The sequence below is a fragment of the Methylomonas sp. MgM2 genome (assembly GCF_054172045.1).
Map to the genome: position 1 here is coordinate 70,945 of NZ_JBSYXO010000003.1, position 14,251 is coordinate 85,195.

Sequence of the window (14,251 nt, forward strand, 5' to 3'; positions counted from 1 at the left end):
GTTCAGAGAAAAGTTGAGTCAGCTTAGAACAAATGTTGTAATAGCGTCATGACCCAAATAGGTCATTCGAATAAAAATCATCTATTTAGCGACTAAACTACATGGCATGGGCCGAGATGGAATGCGCTGAATCCATCGGGTGGGATTCTGATATTCGCAAACGATAATTTCGTCTGAAATAGACCCCGATACCATAGGCTCGGCAAAAAATACGCTTATCAACGCCCTCCGAATCATTTCAGAAAGGTTTGGCGCTTAATAGCTTATTCCGGATACCGCGTACTGAGGACGAATACGCTTATTAACTAACGGGGGCGGGTAATGAATCAGATTGCCGACAATGAACGCTTGCACTTGTTTTTAGCGAATGCGCCGGGCCAAACCCTGGTATGGGAACAGTTTTTAACCGAGTTGATCCATCTGCTGGCCTGCGACTCCGGCGTACTGCTGGCCACCGATTTGAACGACAGCGGCAATACGCATTTTCTATTCAGCAAGCGTATTCAGCCGGACTATAAAGCCTCTTACGAGAGCAAATTCAACAAACTCGATGGTTTCAACCAGTTCATCAGCAAGCATCCTTACCGCGCCTTTTACAACGGGACGTTGGCAAGCTTCGGATTGAAAGCGCCCGAATCGGATTTTATTCCGCCCGACCATCAACATTACCGCTTTGGTTTATCCATTCCTTGTAATCACAAACATGCCTTAAGCCTGATAGTCAATCGCAAAACCGCCTGTAACCCGGATCAACAGCAACAGGCCATCCATACCCTGCAAAGCATCATCCCTGCCTTGGAAAACGCCATTCATGCCGAGCAACGGCAAAAAATTGACAAGCAATTGCGGCATCAGCTGGGCGGGCATTTCGACGCCTATATCATTGTCGACCGGAAATTGAATATTCTGTTTTCCGACCCGATTTTGGTATCCATCCTCAGTCAAATGGATTGCGTCCAAATCACCGGCAATCGCTTTGGCATGAAACATCACGATGTGGAACGTCAGCTACTGGCACTCATCGAAAACAACCGCTGTGCCGATATTCCGAATCACTGCCACAGCTGTCAAATCATATTGATCCCCATTTCCTCGTTAAAAAATCTTTACCAATGGGAATGTTTCAAAGACGGCTACATTCTGGCCTTCGTCTATAACAACGGAAAAAACCAGATCATCGACCGCTTGACCGGCATTTACCATTTATCGCCCTGCGAAGCGATGTGCGCGCTCGATTTCATGCATACCCCGTCGATTCCGGATATCGCCGCCAACAGCTTCCGCTCGCAGGAAACCGTCCGGAATCACATCAAGCACATCATGCAAAAAATGGAAGTGCACAGCCAGGCGGAACTGATGAAAAAACTGGTTACGCTGACTTCCTTATGATGGGGCTTCGACCGGGTTTGCCGGCGGGGCCCGCTCTTCTTCGGCTTCGTCCGCTGGAACCGGCAGACCGGGACATTGTTCGTGATAGGCGATTTCGGGCGAAACCCACTCGCGCCATTCCTTGCGGCTCATGTTGCGGTCGAGTTTCTTGCACAGCTCGTCGGCCCAACCGTCGAAGACGGGCCACAACCGTAGAGTTGAATCGTAACTGCCGGAAACGATGCGGCTGCCGTCCGGGCTGAAGGCGACACTCAGAACCCCACTGGTATGGCCAGTCAATGGCTGGCCGATCGCTGCGCCGGTTTTGGCATCCCACAAGCGCAGGGTGTTATCCCAACTGCCGGAAACGATACGGTTGCCATCCCGACTGAGGGCGACAGTGTCGACCGATCCGGTGCCGGTTGCATAATGACTGATCGCCGCTCCAGTTTTGGCATCCCACAGCCGTAATTCGCCATCGTCACCGCCTGAAACGATGCGACCGCCGTCCCGACTGAAAGCAACACTAAAGACCGGTCCGGTATGACCTGTCAATGGCTGACCGACCGAAGTGCCGGTATTGGCATTCCACAACCGTAGGGTTGTATCCATACTACCCGAAACGATACGGTTGCCATCCGGACTGAAGGCGACGCTATGCACCGAAGCGGTATGGCCGGTCATGGGCTGGCCGATCGCGGCACCGGCTTTGGCATCCCACAACCGCAACGTTTTATCTTCACTGCCGGAAACGATGCGGCTACCGTCGGGACTAAAGACAACACTCCAGACTGATTCGGTATGGCCCGTCAAGGGCTGGCCGATCGCGGCACCGGTTTTGGCATCCCACAATCGCAACGTTTTATCTTCACTGCCGGAAACGATGCGGCGACCGTCCGGGCTAAAGTCAACGGCCCAGACTCGTTCGGTATGGCCGGTCAAAGGCTGGCCAATGGCGAGACCAGTTTTGGCATCCCATAACTTAAGTGTTGCATCCCAACTGCCAGAAACTATGCGACTACTATCCCGGCTGAAGGCAACACTCTCGACCGGTAAGGTATGACCGATCAAGGGTTGCCCATTGGCAATATCAGTTTGAGCGTCCCACAGCCGAAGCGTATTATCGTAACCGCAAGAAACGATACGGCGGCCATCCGTGCTGAAGGCGACACTCAGAACCCCACTGGTATGGCCGGTCAATGGCTGGCCGACCGAAGTACCGGTATTGGCATCCCACAACCGTAGGGTTTTATCCCAACTGCCGGAAACGATGCGGTTGCCGTCGGGGCTAAATGCGACACTCTGGACATCACCTGAGTGGCCGATTAAAGGCTGGCCGATCGCGGTGCCGGTATTGACATTCCACAAGCGTAGGGTTGTATCCATACTGCCCGAAACGATACATTTGCCATCGGGACTGAAGGCGACGCTATGTACCGAAGCGGTATGGCCGGTCATGGGCTGGCCGATCGCGGCACCGGTTTTGGCATCCCACAAGCGCAGGGTGTTATCCCAACTGCCGGAAACGATACGGTTGCCATCCGGACTGAAGGCGACGCTATGTACCGGAGCGGTATGGCCGGTCATGGGCTGGTCGATCGCGGCACCGGTTTTGGCATCCCACAAGCGAAGGGTGTTATCGTAACTGCCGGAAACGATACGGTTGCCATCCGGACTGAAGGCGACGCTCGTAACCTCTTGGGTATGGCTGGCGAGGGGCTGGCCAATCGCCGCACCGGTTTTGGCATCCCACAATCGCAACGTTTTATCTGCACTGCCGGAAACGATACGGTTGCCATCCGGACTGAAGGCGACGCTATGTACAGGAGCGGTATGGCCGGTCATGGGCTGGCCGATCGCTGCACCGGTTTTGGCATCCCACAAGCGCAGGGTGTTATCGTAACTGCCGGAAACGATATGAGTGCCGTCCGGGCTAAAGGCAACGCTAGAGACTAGGGCGCTGCTCTCGCGCAGCCATTTCAACGGCAGAAATTTGAGGTATTCAGTTTGCAGAACTTCGTCCAGCAATGCCTCGCCGCTGTTGGCAGCCTTGGCCAAACGATAACCGGCGATCACCTTTAACAAACCCATCATGGTGCCACCTTCACGTGTGCCTGCGGTAATCGAGCCACCCTCAATCACCAGCCTTGTGCCGGTAGCCACCATCCAGGCATTTTTAGCTTTGGTTTCGGCCTGCCAGGCTTTGTCCTGGGCATGCCACATATAAACGGCAAACATCGTCAGCAATAATATCAAGCTGGCGCCCCCCAGCAGCCAGCGCAAGCGGCGGCGCTTTTCCTTCAGCGCGTCCAAATATTCTTGCCGCTGCAGGCGGCGTTGCAAGGCCACTTGCGCCAGCCGGTCGTGCACCAATTCTATGCGGTCACCGCTTTCCAGGGCCTCGCGGCGTAACAAACGCTTGTCCAACAGAATTTGCAGATGCTCTTGATTTAGGCTCTTTTCGTTCGCGACCGAACGGATAGGATAAGCCAAGCGCACCCCGTCGGAGGTTATCAGACGCTGTTCGATAAATTCCCCAGCGGTATCCGGTAAGCGCTTAAGGGCATCATCGTAAAAGCGTTCGACGATCAAACCGCCCGACTGGGCCAAGTCGTCGGTTTTCAATTTGGCTTGCTCGGCATTGATGCGCTCGTCGTTCAACCCGGCGCACATCAAACCCAATAGCGCCGGTTCGATTTGGCCGGGACCGCGTCTTTTGTGCGGGCTGGCCGCTTGCTTGACTCGCGCATCGGATAAGTAGCGGACGATGTTTTCGGCATCGTTATGATCGACCAAGCGACCGCCGGTTTTCTCGACGGCGTCGATCGCTTGATTCCTAGACATCGGCAGCAAACGGAAACGGTTCAGCGCCAATCTGGGGATCAGTTCGCTCCATTCCTCCAAATCCGGCAGGTAGTCTTCCCGCAAAGAAATCAAAAACCGGTAAGGCTGAATATCCGGATTCAACTGGTCGAACAATTCGTCATCGCTATTCAGGCGTTCGGCCAATGTTTTCGGAATCCGGTTCTCCAGCAGATCGCCCAATTCGTAAAACAATTGTTGCTGGCGAGCCGGATTTTGCGCGGCCAATGTAAAGATCTCTTCGAACTGGTCCAGCACGAATACCGGCTGCCAGCGCTTGCCGTTGCCATCGAGCAATTCGATGTCGCTCCTATGCAGCTCGGCCCAAAGATCGTCCGTGAATACAATGGCTTCCGCGCGATCTTCCACCTCTTCTCGGTAACGGTAGTTAAGCGCATGACTATCGGGAGCGGCTGCCCGGCTACGATAAACTTCTTCGCACAGGCGTTTGACGATTTGCGCCGAAGCACAAGGGGCGTCGCTGTCATGCAGCAAACGCACATAAACCGGCAACAGGCGTTCCTCGCGCAATCGCGGAAACAATCCGGCTTGCAACAAGGAGGATTTGCCCAGACCGGATTTACCGAACAACACCGTGACCGGAGCGGACAGCAGGCAGCGGAACAACGCGGCTTTTTCCTCATCCCGGCCATTGAAAAAGCGTTCGGCCGACTCCGGAAAGGCGTCCAGCCAAGGCCAAGGATGTTCGGCATCGAGGACTAGCGCATCAGCCATGAAATGTCTCCGCGAAGCGGCGGCAACGTTCGGTCAGCGCCTGCCGGTCATCCGGCCCGAAAACGCCCGAAGGGGCGTGTAATATCTGTTTCTCGAAAAATATCTTGGTATCGCCGCCGCCTATCCGTAGATAACGGGTTTTGTTAGCCACTTCGTTATCGATGCCGACCGGCAACAAGAACGCGTCCCGTATCCGCCTGGCCCGCGCCACGGCCAAACGCCATTCTTCCCAAAACACGCCCTCGCGGCGTCGGTCGGCCTGTGCGGATAACAAAGGCATGAAAAAATCGCATTTCTCGATCGCGTCTTCGATGCGATTAGACCAATCGTCGCCGCCTATCAGTTTCTTCTTATCCAGCCACACATCGCTGAATCCGAGACTTAACAATTGGTCGGCGGTAAGGCGCGCCGCCTCGGCATCTTCGCTGGCATAGCTGACGAAGACCGTAGGCGCATTGGCTTTAAGCTGTCCCGGACGGAACGATTTTTGCGTAGACCCGGTAAAAGTCTCGGCCAGTTTTTCGATAAAAAAGCCGGGGGGCTGCTCAAAACCGAGCGTTGTCGGACTAAACCGGCTCAAAAATGCCCGCAAGCCGGCGTCATCGACCTGCGGCAACAAAAAATCCACCGTATCCTTGGCCGAAAACCGGTTGTCGTTCAGCAGCCTTAACATGGCCCGACCAAACCAATCCGGAAAATTACAGCCGATCAGGAACTTATCGCGGCGGCGCAATTCCGACAAAACACCGGCAAAACGCCGCGCCGCGGTCGATTGCAACTGATACAAATATTCCAAGGTATCTTCTTCGTGAATCGCGAAGCCGCCGGCGACGTTGGTAAAACTACCCAATAACTGAAAAACTCCACGCTCGCCGGGCCTGAGCAAATTCAATTCGGCAATCGATTCGGACGCTTCGCGCGGCGAAAACGAATTCCACCGTAGGCCTGCGCTCCCATTACCACCTTCCATGGCGCGCTCAAGCAAGTTATCGGGCGTCAGACTGACGAACCAATTGAAAACGCCGATGTTGGCCAATTGGCGCAACGATTCGGCAGGCTGGACTTGTTCGCTCTGAAACGCAATTAAGCGCGATATTTCTCGGCGTATCCGCTGTTCCAGACCTGCGCCTTTTTGCGCCAAAATAGCATTAACGGCTTTATGCAATACCCAGGTCTGTTCAAGCAAGTCGGCCGCCGGTTCCAGCTGAAACGTTTTCAGCAGATCGCTCGCGACCAGGCGGTAAAAAGGCCCGACATGCCGGTCGCCGCTCTGATCCAGGTATTCGACCTGTAAGGCATCCGGACCGACAATGGGAATGACGTTGCCGGCTTTCAGCGACTGTAACAATGAAAACCAGTCGGCGTCGTTGAAGGCCTCGCCTGAATCGACATCAGGTATCGGAGTTGAAAGGAATGGGTCGCTCATCGTATTTTTGGCCTTCAATTAGATCGCTTCGATATTCCGTTTCCCGCCAAAACCCGCCAGGTTGGCGATACCCTTGGTATCACCGCCTATAACGCAATACAAGTTTACGAGCATCAAAACGGGTTCGGCCATTTGATCCAAGGTACTGCGTTGCGGCGAATTCAATAGCAACCCGATTTCAATCAGTATCGCCTCGCTTGCCATTCGGATGATCTCCACTGACTTGTTGAAAAAGCCCGATTATGCGCTCGGCGATCAGCTGATTGGTGCAATACGACACGCCGCAATGATTCATGAATGTCGAACCGACCGGATTCAACAGCAATGGTTTGCCGAAAATATCGCTAACCGGCGCGGCGGCTTCCCGGAACAAACACGAGGTCGCGGCATAATCCCAGACACTGCCGCCGCCCGCGTGAGGTTTCGGAAATTTCACATAGCACGCGGACGAATGTTCCAATACTCGGCAGGCGTTCATTGTCGCTCCGCCTTGTAACAAAATCGTCGCGCCGGCGTAACCCAAATCAATGGCCATGCGCCCTAGCCCGATCAGCGTTTTTTGATATAACGGATCTTGCACAAAACTCTTGTCCGTGATTAGCGTCAGCGTTTGACTTGTAGACGGCCGTAGCGACGATGTTTCCAGCACTTGACCATTACGCCTAGCCCCTCGATCTTTAATCGCATGGTAAAGCGTTTGAGTTAAAGGATCATAGACCACGCCTATCATCGGTGTGCCGTCATGAGCCACCAGCGCGATCGACACCGAATAACCGGGAACACCCTCGATAAACGGCAAGGTGCCGTCCAAAGGATCGATGCACCAGAAATAATCTTTACGCAGGCGGCTCCGATCGTCCGGGATTTCTTCGGAAAGCATGGCGATATCGAATTGATTGCAGGTCGGCAGCAATGTCTGCAGGATACAATCCTGGCTTAGATGATCCACCTCCGTTACGACCTGAGCGGCCCAACTGCCGCCGCCGCTTTTTGTCTTGACCGCCACCTCGCGTTGAGCCTGTTTTGCGACGATATGGCCGGCCTGATAGGCCGCCGAGATAGCGCACTGGCTTAACAAAAATAAATCGTCCGCAGATAGCCGCATCTTTTCTCCATGACTCGTTCTGTAAACGGCGACGACCGCTCCGGTAACGAGTTCGCCGTAATTATCGATTTTCGAAGGGCTAGGATTCCAGCCCGGTATGAAGCGATAAAAACCGGCTTATGCCCCGCGAAACGGCGGCCGCCGGTTTTATTAGATTTAGATCCGGTCGATATCGACGCTGTTTTCCTTGAATTTTAGTGCGTATCTCGGGAATTGAAAATAAAAGCCCGGCGAGAGGCGCTCTAGCCGCCGGCGTTCATGCTCATCCCCGCAACCGCAGGAGTATTGAAAATCCACATCCGCACCTTGACGAATATCGAGTGACAGACAAATATTAGCCGATACGGCATCGCCACGCACAAAGGAGTAAACCATGATCTATAGAGGTAGTTGTCATTGCCAGGCAGTGACTTTTGAGGTTGAAGCACCGGCAAATATCGAAGTCGAAAATTGCAATTGCTCTATCTGTTCTAAATCCGGATATCTTCACTTAATAGTGCCTTTAAGTCACTTTAGGCTGGTAAGCGGAGCGGACAATCTCGCTCATTATAAATTCAATACCGGCATTGCAACGCATACCTTCTGTAAAACATGCGGCATTAAAGCGTTTTACACTCCCCGGTCGAATCCGGACGGTATCGACGTCAACGTACGCTGCCTGGACACCAAGCCCTCAACTATGAAAATCGTTGATTTTGACGGTCGAAATTGGGAAGAAAATGCGCATACGCTAGCCCATAAAAGCAAGGAAATATAGGGATTTGTTTAACAGGCTGCGGAAAACTTAAATCAGATCCTTCTTCCTTAGGGACGGCAGCATGAAGAAGGTAAAGCAACGCAAGGCGCGGTTGCCGAGAAGCTTAGAAGGAGATAAAGCAAACACTGACATTGTATACCCTCTTCACCCCGCCCTCTCCCGCGAGAACCGAGGGCGTTTGCGACATGTTCCGTCCTGCGGCAGGGTCGCTGCCACAGCCCAAGCTCAACACGGCAAAAGGCCGAATTATTCGGAACCCTTGCTCCTGTTCTCCATGCGCCGCAAAAATTCGCTCATGATCACCCGGTACAATTCGTCGCCTAAATACTTGTCTTCGATGCCGGCATCGATGTTGGGATTGTCATTGACTTCTATGACATAGGCCTTGCCGTCGATTTCCTTGACGTCGACCCCATACAGGCCGTCGCCTATGGCTTGCGTGGCCTTCAACGCCGCATCCAATACCGCCTTGGGCACTTCGAAGGTCGGCATCGTGGTAAAGTCGCCGCTGTCGGTCCGGCGCCCGCCGTGACGGTAGATCTGCCAGTGATTTTTGACCATGAAATAGCGGCAAGCGTACAAGGCCTTGTTGTTGAATACGCCGATGCGCCAATCGAAATCGGTATAAACGAATTCCTGCGCCAATAACAAAGCCGACTGCTCGAATAACTCCGCCACGCCAGCATCCAGCTCCCGGCGGTTGTTGACTTTGACGATGCCGCGCGAAAACGAGCCGTCCGGAATCTTGATCACCATCGGAAAACCCAATGCCTGCTCCACGGTATTCAAATGCTCGGTATTGCCCTTATGCAATATCCAAGTGCGCGGCGACGGCACCTTATAGGTACGAAACAAATCGGCCAAATAGACTTTGTTGGCGCAGCGCAATATCGAGGTAGGATCGTCGATCACCATCAAGCCTTCGGCTTCGGCTTTCTTGGCGAAACGGTAGGTATGATGGTCGATCGCCGTGGTCTCGCGGATGAACAAGCCGTCGAATTCCGGAATGCGGCCGAAATGATGTTGGGTGATCAATTCCACGTCGATACCCATTTGCCTGCCGGTCTTGATGAACTTGGTCAAAGCCCTGCGATTGCTGGGCGGCAGTTTTTCGGCCGGATCGATCAGGATCGCCAAATCGTAACGCGCCGCCTTGCGGATGCGGCTTTTACGCCACACTTTCTTGCTGTATTGATCCAAGGCATCGGCAAACAGGGTTTGCATTTCATCGTCCAGATCGCGCGGCGAAACGGCCTTTAGGTCGGTGATCTCCCAATGCTGTTGCCGGCGTAAGGTGATTTCCAGCACCGGGCACGGGAAGCGCTCGAACAACAGCCGGGCCAGCTCCTGAAACGCGGTGTCCTGCGTGATGCCGAAATAGCTGTGTAAGACGAATTCGCCGTTCTTGTCCTGATGCTTGAAGGCACGCGCCAGCGGCTGGCTAAAATCCTCCAGTTGCAAGCGAAATAACGCATTCTTGCCCAAATCGTTGATGACCTTGACCGACGGAATCACGTGGTGGTTGCGCGCTTCCGCCAATAAGGAACAGTAATAACCGTCGGACAGATAGGCATAACTGCCGCACAGATTGATCACGCGCACGCGCTGTTCGGCACTGACTCTGTCGCCGGCAAGATACTGCTCAAAACTGATCACCCGTTCGCTAGGGTAATAAGGACTCCAATCCGAAAGATCGTCCACCACCAACAGTGTGCTTGCCATAGCGAAAAACCCGATACAAATATTCGAAAACGCGCATTCTGAGACCAGACAGGCGTTAAAACAAGGAGTAATATTGCCGGGCATTTAAGTTACTGGGGAAAATCATGATAGGGCTGCGTTTTCCGTTCGCCGAGACCGATACGAATTTGTTTCCGGCCAGTTATCGGTCGGGCCGGCAACAGTGGCTGGATAGCTTGAATGCCTTGCCCTCCTCCGGCCAACACTTGGTTTTCCTCAGCCCCGGTACCGGCCCGAACGGCGAAGAGTTGGCAACCGACACGCTCTGGCTAGGCAATGCGGACGCCGAAAACGTGCTGGTCGTCATCGGCGGCACTCACGGCGTCGAAGGCTTGACCGGCAGTGCAATACAAACCGACCTGTTGCAGCTATTGGCAGGACGCCGACTGACCTGTCCCGAACAAACGGCGATATTGCTGGTCCACGCCTTGACGCCTTGGGGTTACGCCTGGCTGCGGCGCTGCGACGCCGACGGGGTCGATCTGAATCGCAATGCGGTGGATTTTTCCCTGCCGCCGCCGGAAAATCCGGGCTACGACCAACTGAGGCCGGCCTTGTTTGCCGCCGATGCCGAACAACGCCGGCGCTTGCTGGACGAATTCGGCCGAACCCACGGCCGCGTGGCCTTGGAAATAGCCGTCAGCGGCGGCCAATATCACGACCCGCAGGGCCCGTTTTACGGCGGCAAAGCGCCGGCGCACGGCCGCTTGGTATGCGAAGCGCTGATGGAGTGTTACGGTTTGTCGCAACGCCGACTGGCCGTAATCGATCTACACACGGGGCTAGGTCCCTACAGCTACGGCGAAATCATTTGCGACCATGCCCCGGACAGCGCCGGCGCCGCAGTCGCCGGAACATGGTACGGCGACTCGGTCACCTTGCCGCTGGCCGGCACCTCGAGCTCGGTTCCGAAACAGGGCTTGCTGGATTATCTTTGGCATGAAGTCATGGATGACCGCAGTTGCTACGTCACATTGGAGTTCGGCACCTACAGCACCGACCGCTTGTTCGACGTGCTGCTGTTGGATCATCAGATATGGGCTCAAGACGATATCAACGCATCCCGCCTCGCGCATAGCCTGCTGATGCGCCGGCATTTTTGTCCGAACGACAGCGCCTGGCAGGAAATGGTCTTGCTGCGCGCCCGCCAGGTCATCTACCAAGCGATGCAAGGGGTATCGTTCTGATGCTGTCGATACGCCCCGCCACGCTATCCGACCTGAACGACCTAGTCACCTTGGAAAACGCCAGCTTCGCCACCGACCGCCTGAGTCGGCGCAGTTTTCGGCACTGGATAGGCACGGAACATCGATCGCTGCTGATTGCGGACATCCAAGGAAGACTGGCCGGTTATATTTTAATCATCTACCATCCCGGTACCCGCCTGGCGCGCATATATTCTTTGGCGGTCCGGCCTGCCTTGCGCGGTCAAGGCGTCGCCCAAGCATTGATAGAGGCCGGCGAACGGGCGGCCCGCAACGACGGCCGTTTGTATTTAAGGCTGGAAGTCAACGTCGACAACAGGCCGGCGATCAATCTATACGAAAAACTGGGCTATCGAAAATTCGGCTTGTACCGCGATTATTACGAGGACCATACCGACGCCTTGCGCTATCAAAAGCGCATACGCCGTTACCAGGATAGGCCGCAGCACCGTTCTGTGCATTGGCTGCGCCAGACCACGCCGTTTACTTGCGGCCCGGCGGCCTTGATGATGGCGATGCATGGCTTGAACTCGGCGTACAAACCGTCCCGGGAAGAGGAAATCGATTTATGGCGTGAAGCCACCACGATCTTCATGACGTCCGGCCACGGCGGCTGCCACCCGGTTGGCTTGGCCTTGGCGGCCAAACGGCGCGGCTTCGACGTCGAAGTCTGGATAAACCAGACCGGCCCTTTGTTCATAGACAGCGTGCGTAGCGACGAAAAGAAACAAATCATCGAATTGGTCGACACCGGTTTCAAAGCCGATGCGGCGGAACAACGGATTCCGGTACATTACGCCAACATCACCCAAAACGATTTGACCGCCGCCTTCGAAGCCGGCGCCATTCCGTTGATATTGATCAGCACTTATGCGATGGACCAGCGAAAAGCGCCGCATTGGGTGGTCATGAGCGGCTTCGATTACGATTGCCTGTACATGCACGATTCCGACCCGGACGACAGCCGCCAAAGCGAGCTCGACTGCCAGTTCATTCCGATCGCGCGCGAGGATTTCGAGCGCATGTCCTGTTTCGGAAAATCCCGGCTCCGAACGGCGGTGATCGTTAGGCTTCCCGAATGAAATCAAGCGATTGATATTGGGCTAATCAGCGCACCGACCGTCACACTATTGTCATCTTACCGGATTAGGCTGTAAGCAACTTTGGATTATTTGAGCCTAGGATCAACATACCGATTGAATCGGCAGAGTTAGCCGATTCGAGCCTTGTTTTCGATATTACGTATCCAATCGCGCGTAAACCGATTCCAGTCGATCAAAGTTCCAAACCTACAGAATCATATTTAATCCATGAAACCGCCGTTATGATAGATGCCGAACGCATTCTGCAAGAAACCTACCCGGATTTTAAATTCGGCAAGGACAATAAAATCGCCGTGAAGGCCTTAAAAAAACTGCTGCACGAAGACGATTTCAACAAGTTCATACAGAAAAATCAGCACCTGCGCGGTTTCGCTTTTTTGGACCGCCTGCTCGACTATTTCGATTTCCACTATCAAGTCAGCGACCGCTCCTACCGTAATATTCCGGCCGAGGGCCGCTTGTTGATCGTAGCCAACCACCCGATCGGAACGCTGGACGGACTGGCATTGGTTAAATTGATCCGCTCGGTGCGGCCCGACGTGCGCATCGTCGCTAACCGAGTACTGTCGTATATGGAGCCGTTGCAGTCGGTTTTTTTGCCGGTCGACGTGTTATCGGACAAGAAAAACCTTAAAGACAGCTATAAAACAATGTTGGAGGCCCTGCATAACGAAGAAGCGGTGATTATCTTTCCGGCCGGCGAAGTTTCCCGCATTACCCCGAAAGGCGTACGCGACGGCAAATGGCAGAACGGCTTTATCAAGCTGGCGAAGAAGGCCCGCTGCGCCATTTTGCCCATACATATCCAGGCTAAAAATTCCGCATTGTTTTACGGCGCATCCACCTTATATAAGCCGTTAGGCACCATGTTATTGGTCAGGGAAATGTTCAACAAAAAGCACCAGGAAATCCGCTTTAAGATCGGCCCGCCGATTCCGTTCAACGCAATCGTCGAAAGCGATCAAAGCAATAAACAGCTTAGCCAGCGCTTCCGCAAACATGTACAAAATCTGGGTAAGAAAAAGAAACCGCCCTTGTTCGAAACGGTCGCAACCGTCGTGCATCCGGAGGACGCCAAGACAATCAAAAAAGCGCTGCTGCAATCGCGCCTGTTAGGCGAAACCCGCGACGGTAAGAAAATTTTTCTGTACCAGTTTAAGGACGACTGTCCGGTGATGACCGAAATCGCCCGCTTGCGAGAATTGACCTTCCGCACTGTCGAAGAGGGTACGGGCCTGGCTCTGGATTTGGACAAGTTCGACGTCTATTACAGTCACATCGTGCTATGGGACGACAATGCCTTAGAAATCGTCGGCGCCTATCGTGTCGGCGAAGGCCCTAAAATCATGGATAGCCATGGTATCGAAGGCTTTTACACGAATACTTTATTCGATCTCAACGGCGATTTTGCCGCCCTGCTTCCCTTCAGCATCGAGTTAGGCCGCAGTTTCGTGCAGCCGCGTTACTGGGGGCAGCACAGCCTGGATTATTTATGGTACGGCATAGGCGCTTATTTGCGCGAACAGCCCGAGATCAAGTATTTGTTCGGCCCGGTCAGCATCAGTAATGCCTATCCGCAGCTTGCCAAAGAACTGATCATCGGATTCTATAAGCAGCAATTCGGCGGCGAACTGCCGAAAGCGCAAGCCAAAAAACCTTTTGTCATTTCCGAACAATGCCGGCAGTTCTCTTTACAGGAGTTTAACGGCGACTATGCGACCAGTTTCAAAATCCTGAACAGCGAATTAAGGAAACTCGGCGTCAAGGTACCGACCTTGTATAAGCAGTATGTCGAGCTATGCGTGGACAAAGGCTGCCATTTTATCGATTTCAATATCGACCCCGATTTCAATAATTGTATCGACAGCCTGATCATGGTGGAAATCGACAAAATCGCCCCGAAAAAACGCATACGCTATATCGAAAGTACTCTGACGCATTAACACCGGC

General features: G+C 53.8%; 10 protein-coding genes. 5 read left to right on the forward strand and 5 right to left on the reverse strand.

The annotated features are described in order from the left end of the window. Positions 1-321 precede the first annotated feature (321 nt). Positions 322-1,389 (forward strand): helix-turn-helix transcriptional regulator, encoded by a 1,068-nt coding sequence (locus tag ACW73I_RS03570; protein WP_458027846.1) that lies wholly within the window; start codon positions 322-324, stop codon positions 1,387-1,389. Here ACW73I_RS03570 and ACW73I_RS03575 read toward each other — a convergent pair. The 4 genes from ACW73I_RS03575 to ACW73I_RS03590 are packed head-to-tail and all read right to left on the reverse strand — an operon-like array spanning position 1,384 to position 7,496. Next, positions 1,384-4,965, reverse strand: a complete 3,582-nt coding sequence (locus ACW73I_RS03575; protein ID WP_458027847.1) for a WD40 repeat domain-containing protein — start codon at positions 4,963-4,965, stop codon at positions 1,384-1,386. The genes ACW73I_RS03570 and ACW73I_RS03575 overlap by 6 nt on opposite strands. Next, the gene (locus ACW73I_RS03580) at positions 4,958-6,391 is read right to left on the reverse strand and encodes a toll/interleukin-1 receptor domain-containing protein (protein ID WP_458027848.1); all 1,434 of its coding nucleotides are present in this window, start codon (positions 6,389-6,391) and stop codon (positions 4,958-4,960) included. Before ACW73I_RS03580 ends, ACW73I_RS03575 begins: the two co-directional genes overlap by 8 nt. A gap of 18 nt (positions 6,392-6,409) precedes the next feature. Then, positions 6,410-6,595 (reverse strand): hypothetical protein, encoded by a 186-nt coding sequence (locus ACW73I_RS03585; protein ID WP_458027849.1) that lies wholly within the window; start codon positions 6,593-6,595, stop codon positions 6,410-6,412. Further along, the gene (locus ACW73I_RS03590) at positions 6,570-7,496 is read right to left on the reverse strand and encodes a 3'(2'),5'-bisphosphate nucleotidase CysQ family protein (protein ID WP_458027850.1); all 927 of its coding nucleotides are present in this window, start codon (positions 7,494-7,496) and stop codon (positions 6,570-6,572) included. Before ACW73I_RS03590 ends, ACW73I_RS03585 begins: the two co-directional genes overlap by 26 nt. A 373-nt stretch (positions 7,497-7,869) precedes the next feature. Between ACW73I_RS03590 and ACW73I_RS03595 the strand changes: the two genes are divergently transcribed. Next, a complete protein-coding gene (locus ACW73I_RS03595) occupies positions 7,870-8,253 on the forward strand; it encodes a GFA family protein (protein ID WP_458027851.1) in 384 nt (127 codons plus the stop codon). A gap of 246 nt (positions 8,254-8,499) precedes the next feature. Here ACW73I_RS03595 and ACW73I_RS03600 read toward each other — a convergent pair whose 3' ends face one another. Continuing rightward, entirely contained in the window at positions 8,500-9,975 is a 1,476-nt protein-coding gene (locus ACW73I_RS03600; protein ID WP_458027852.1) for a RimK family protein, read from the reverse strand. Between the two features lie 104 nt (positions 9,976-10,079). Between ACW73I_RS03600 and ACW73I_RS03605 the strand changes: the two genes are divergently transcribed. The 3 genes from ACW73I_RS03605 (at position 10,080) to ACW73I_RS03615 (ending at position 14,244) form a co-directional block, all read left to right on the forward strand. Next, positions 10,080-11,180, forward strand: coding sequence for a DUF2817 domain-containing protein (locus tag ACW73I_RS03605; RefSeq protein WP_458027853.1), 1,101 nt, complete (start codon positions 10,080-10,082; stop codon positions 11,178-11,180). Continuing rightward, a complete protein-coding gene (locus ACW73I_RS03610) occupies positions 11,180-12,280 on the forward strand; it encodes a GNAT family N-acetyltransferase/peptidase C39 family protein (protein WP_458027854.1) in 1,101 nt (366 codons plus the stop codon). The genes ACW73I_RS03605 and ACW73I_RS03610 overlap by 1 nt, the downstream gene beginning before the upstream one ends. A gap of 242 nt (positions 12,281-12,522) precedes the next feature. Continuing rightward, the gene (locus ACW73I_RS03615) at positions 12,523-14,244 is read left to right on the forward strand and encodes a lysophospholipid acyltransferase family protein (protein ID WP_458027855.1); all 1,722 of its coding nucleotides are present in this window, start codon (positions 12,523-12,525) and stop codon (positions 14,242-14,244) included. Positions 14,245-14,251: the final 7 nt, after the last annotated feature.